Consider the following 4,091-nt stretch of genomic DNA (forward strand, 5'->3'; position numbering starts at 1 on the left):
AGCGCCGCCGCCACCTCGGCCACCGTCGGCGCCGACACGGCCGGCACCTCGGGGATGGCGTACGCCGGAACGGGCAGCTCGGGCAGGGTCATCGGGCGCCGAGCTGAGGCGGAGGGCGGCGACGGTTGCCGGAGGAGTTGTCTCGGGAAGGTAGCCACCCGTTCCCGGCCGCTCAAGGCGGGCCGGCGGCGCCCGGGAGGGCACTTAAGACACCGCTCAGCCCACCCCCGGCGCGGGCCGTACGCCCCGGTAACCACCGCGACGTCCGGAGCTGGGTCGACCCGGGCGGCGGGTCCCCGGACGTAACGTTTCCGCCGGCTGCGGCGCTGTTCGCGCCGTTCAACCGCTCAGCGAAACTTAAGGCCCGGATAAGCCCGCCCTGAGGTCCTCCGACGGCGCCGTCCGCACCGCCCGCCGGCCGACTGAAAGTGGCCCCGGGAGCGGCGCGTGACCCGCCGCCGTTCCGGGTATGCCGCCGGACCGCTGAAGCCTGAGGGGAAGGCACCGCCATGCTCAGCAAAGAGGATCAGCGCAGGTTCGAACAGATCACCCGCCAGCTGCGGGAGAGTGACCCGCAGTTCTTCGCCCGGCTCGACAATCGGGCCAAGGGCCGTCGCGGCCGGTACCTGATGCTGTTGACGATCGTGCTGTGGGCCTCGCTGCCGGCGATGACGGTACTCGCCGGACGACTGGCCGGCGCGATCTGCGCTCTGGTGCTGGTCGCCAACGCCGGGCTCATGTGGCGCTTCCGCCGGCGCTGGCTATGACCCGGGCTCGTCCGGATCCGCTGCGGGCCGGGCCCGGCCGAACTCCCGGTACGCCCGGCGCAACCGCTCCACCAGGCCGGGGCCGCCGAGCTCGGGCCCGGGCGGGGCGAGCTGGCGCAGCAGCAGCTCCGGTCCGGTGGCCAGGGTGGGCGGCCGGTCGGGCAGCGGCACCGGGGGCAGCCAGAACCGGTCCACCTCGTCGGCGGGCGGGACCGCCGGCAGGCCGGCGAGCACCCGTCCCGCACCGGCGACGGCCTCGGGCCGGGACGCACCGTCCACCGGGCCGACCGGCTCGTCCGGCACCACCGCCCGGTCGACCGGTACGCCGCCCGGGGTGGCGTCGCCGCCCCGCCGGGCACGCAGCCGGTCGAGCAGCTCGGCCCGGCTCCGGCCGCGCCAGTGCAGCAGCTGGAAGGGGTCGGCGTCGAACGCCTCGGCCAGCAGGTAGAAGGTGGCCGCCAGGTGCTTGCACGGCACCGCGAAATCGGGGCAGCCGCAGTGCTGGTCCAGCTCGTCGACGGCCGCCGGGAACAGCGGCGCGCCCGCCGAGGCGAACAGCTCCTCCAACTCCGGGGGGAGATCCCCGGCGAGCAGCCGGGCGCTGAAGAACGCCTGCCCGGCCAGGTCCGCCTCGATCCGGTCCCACACCTGCGCCGGGTACGCGGCCAGCCGGATCCGCACCGGGTACGGGTCCGGCCGCGAGCCCTGCACGTCGGCGGTGACCAGTCCGGGGGCGACGTCGAGCCGGAGGACCTGACCCTTGCGCGCGTACGCCCGGCCCCGGGTGAGCCGGGTGCCGAGGGCGAACGACTCCAGCACCTCCAGGAACCGCCGCGACCACCAGGAGCGCCCGATCGCGCCCCGGGTGCTGCGCGCCTTCAGCCCGCCGTCGACCCGCCGGGGCGGGCCGAACTCCGCGAACCGGGGCCGCTCCGGGGCCGGGCTCATTCGACCACCGCCCCGGACTCCAGGGCGAACAGCTCACGCAGCGTGTCGGTGGACAGCTCGGTGACCCACTGCTCGCCGGTGCCCACCACCCGCTGCGCCAGGCTGCGCTTGTCCGCGATCATCGCGGCCACCTTCTCCTCGACGGTGCCCGCGCAGACGAACTTGCGTACCTGCACCCGACGGCGCTGACCGATCCGGAACGCCCGGTCGGTGGCCTGGTCCTCGACCGCCGGATTCCACCACCGGTCCACGTGCACCACGTGGTTGGCCGCGGTCAGGGTGAGGCCGGTGCCGCCGGCCTTCAGGGAGAGCACGAACAGCGGCGGACCGTCCGGGGACTGGAACCGGGTCACCATGGCGTCCCGGTCCGCCTTGCCGACGCCGCCGTGCAGCAGCAGCACCTCCCGGCCGGTACGCGCCGACAGGTGCCCGCGCAGCATGCCGCCGAACTCGGCGTACTGGGTGAAGAGGAGGGCCTTCTCCCCCGCCGCGAGCACCTCGTCGACGATCTCCTCGAGCCGTTCCAGCTTCCCCGAGCGGCCGGGCAGGGCCGAACCGTCGTGCAGCAGCTGCGCCGGGTGGTTGCAGACCTGCTTGAGGCGGGTCATGGTGGCCAGCACCAGGCCGCGTCGCTCCATCCCGTCGCTGGACTCGATCTTCGCCATCATGTCGTCGACCACCGCGCGGTAGAGCGCTGCCTGCTCGGCGGTGAGGTTGCAGAGCACCTCCATCTCCAGCTTCTCCGGCAGGTCGGAGATGATCGACGCGTCGGTCTTGAGCCGGCGCAGCACGAACGGGCCGGTGATCCGGCGCAGCCGCCCGGCCACCTCGGCGTCGCCGTGCCGCTCGATCGGCTCGGCGAACCGCTTGCGGAACGTCGCCGCCGGACCGAGCAGGCCGGGGTTGGCGAACTGCATGATCGACCAGAGGTCGGCGAGCCGGTTCTCCACCGGCGTACCGGTGACCGCGATCCGGTGCCGCGCCGGCAGCGACCGCACGGCCTCGGCCTGCCGGGTGGCCGCGTTCTTGATCGCCTGCGCCTCGTCCACCACCACCCGGTGCCAGTCGATCCCCGCCAGGTCGTACGCGTCCCGGGCGGCCACCGAGTAGGTGGTGAGGACCAGGTCGGCGGCGTGCACCGCGTCGGTGAACTCCTCCCCCCGCGCGCGCTCGGCCCCGTGGTGGACGTGCACGCGCAGCCCCGGCGTGAACCGGGCCGCCTCCCGCTGCCAGTTGCCGACCAGCGACATCGGACAGACCAGCAGCGTCGGCCCGGCCTCCGGCGGGTCCCCGGCGAGCAGCGCGAGCAGCTGCACCGTCTTGCCCAGCCCCATGTCGTCGGCGAGGATCCCGCCGAGCCCGAGCGACTGGAGGAAGGCCAGCCAGGCCAGCCCGCGCCGCTGGTAGGGCCGCAGCGTGCCGGCGAACCCGGGCGGCGGATCGGCCGGGCTGAGCCGGCGCTCCGCCTCCCCGGCCAGCAGCTCGCCGAGCGCCCCGTCGGCGGTCACCTCCAGCACCGGCAGCTCGTCCGGCCGGTCGCCCTCGGCCAGGCCCATCCGCAGCAGGTCGGCCACGGTCAGTTCGCCGGCCGAGCGGAGCAGCCGCAGGCCCGCTTCGAGCCGCTTCGGGTCCAGCTCCACCCACCGGCCGCGCAGCCGGACCAGCGGGGTCTTCAGCTCCGCCAGCGAGGCCAGCTCGTCGGCGGTCAGCGGCTGGTCGCCGAGCGCGACCTCCCAGCGGTAGTCCACCAGCGCGTCCAGCCCGAGCCCGCCGGAGGCGGCGGCCACGGTGCCGGGGGCGGTCCGGCCGCGCGCCCTCAGCCGGGCGCCGAGCCGGGCCGACGAACGCCGCCACCACGACGGCAGCAGCACCCCGAAGCCGGCCGCGTGCAGCACCGGTCCGCCCTCCCGGAGGAACCGGTGCGCCCCCTCCGCGTCCAGCTCCATCCCCTCGGGCGTGGCGGTACGCAGCGCGTCGTCCAGCTCCGGCCAGAGCCGGCTGGCCCGGCCCAGCTCGGCCAGGAGGGTCTCCTGCGGGTCGACTCCCCGGTCGGTGAGCGCCCGCGCCGGTCCCCGCCAGACGTCCGCCGCGTCGACCACCAGCCCCGGCTCGTCCGCCGGGTGCAGCCCGAATTCGACCCGCCAGGTGCCGCCCTCGACCAGCTCGGCCACCGGTTCGACGGCCGGCTCGACCAGGCGGAAGGCGGCCCGGACCGCGCCACCGGCGGCGTCCCGCTGCCAGGCGGCCAGCTCGGCGCGGAGGGTGTCCAGGGCGGCCGGCGGCACGGTGAACGCGGGCTCGGCCCCGGTGAGCGCGGCCAGCCAGCGGGGCACCGACCCCGGACGCATCCCCCGGTGCAGCGCCGTCCCGGCGAGC

Annotated in this window: 3 protein-coding genes; 1 reads left to right on the top strand and 2 read right to left on the bottom strand. The window is 75.7% G+C overall.

The window, feature by feature from the left end; all coding sequences use genetic code 11:
• The first annotated feature begins 509 nt into the window (after nucleotides 1-509).
• A complete protein-coding gene (locus ACWEVO_RS31750; protein WP_452311145.1) occupies nucleotides 510-767 on the top strand; it encodes a DUF3040 domain-containing protein in 258 nt (85 codons plus the stop codon).
• Here ACWEVO_RS31750 and ACWEVO_RS31755 read toward each other — a convergent pair.
• Nucleotides 762-1,715, bottom strand: coding sequence for an SWIM zinc finger family protein (locus tag ACWEVO_RS31755; protein ID WP_452311146.1), 954 nt, complete (start codon nucleotides 1,713-1,715; stop codon nucleotides 762-764). The genes ACWEVO_RS31750 and ACWEVO_RS31755 overlap by 6 nt on opposite strands.
• On the bottom strand, nucleotides 1,712-4,091 hold a 2,380-nt coding region (locus tag ACWEVO_RS31760; protein WP_452311147.1), incomplete at its 5' end, for a DEAD/DEAH box helicase. The genes ACWEVO_RS31760 and ACWEVO_RS31755, both read right to left, overlap by 4 nt.

This window comes from Micromonospora sp. NPDC003776 (assembly GCF_053605645.1).

What these genes read in the sequence shown, in the direction of transcription:
- ACWEVO_RS31755 (WP_452311146.1), bottom strand. Translation starts at nt 1,715, where the DNA reads ATGAGCCCGGCCCCGGAGCGGCCCCGGTTCGCGGAGTTCGGCCCGCCC.
- ACWEVO_RS31750 (WP_452311145.1), top strand. Translation starts at nt 510, where the DNA reads ATGCTCAGCAAAGAGGATCAGCGCAGGTTCGAACAGATCACCCGCCAG.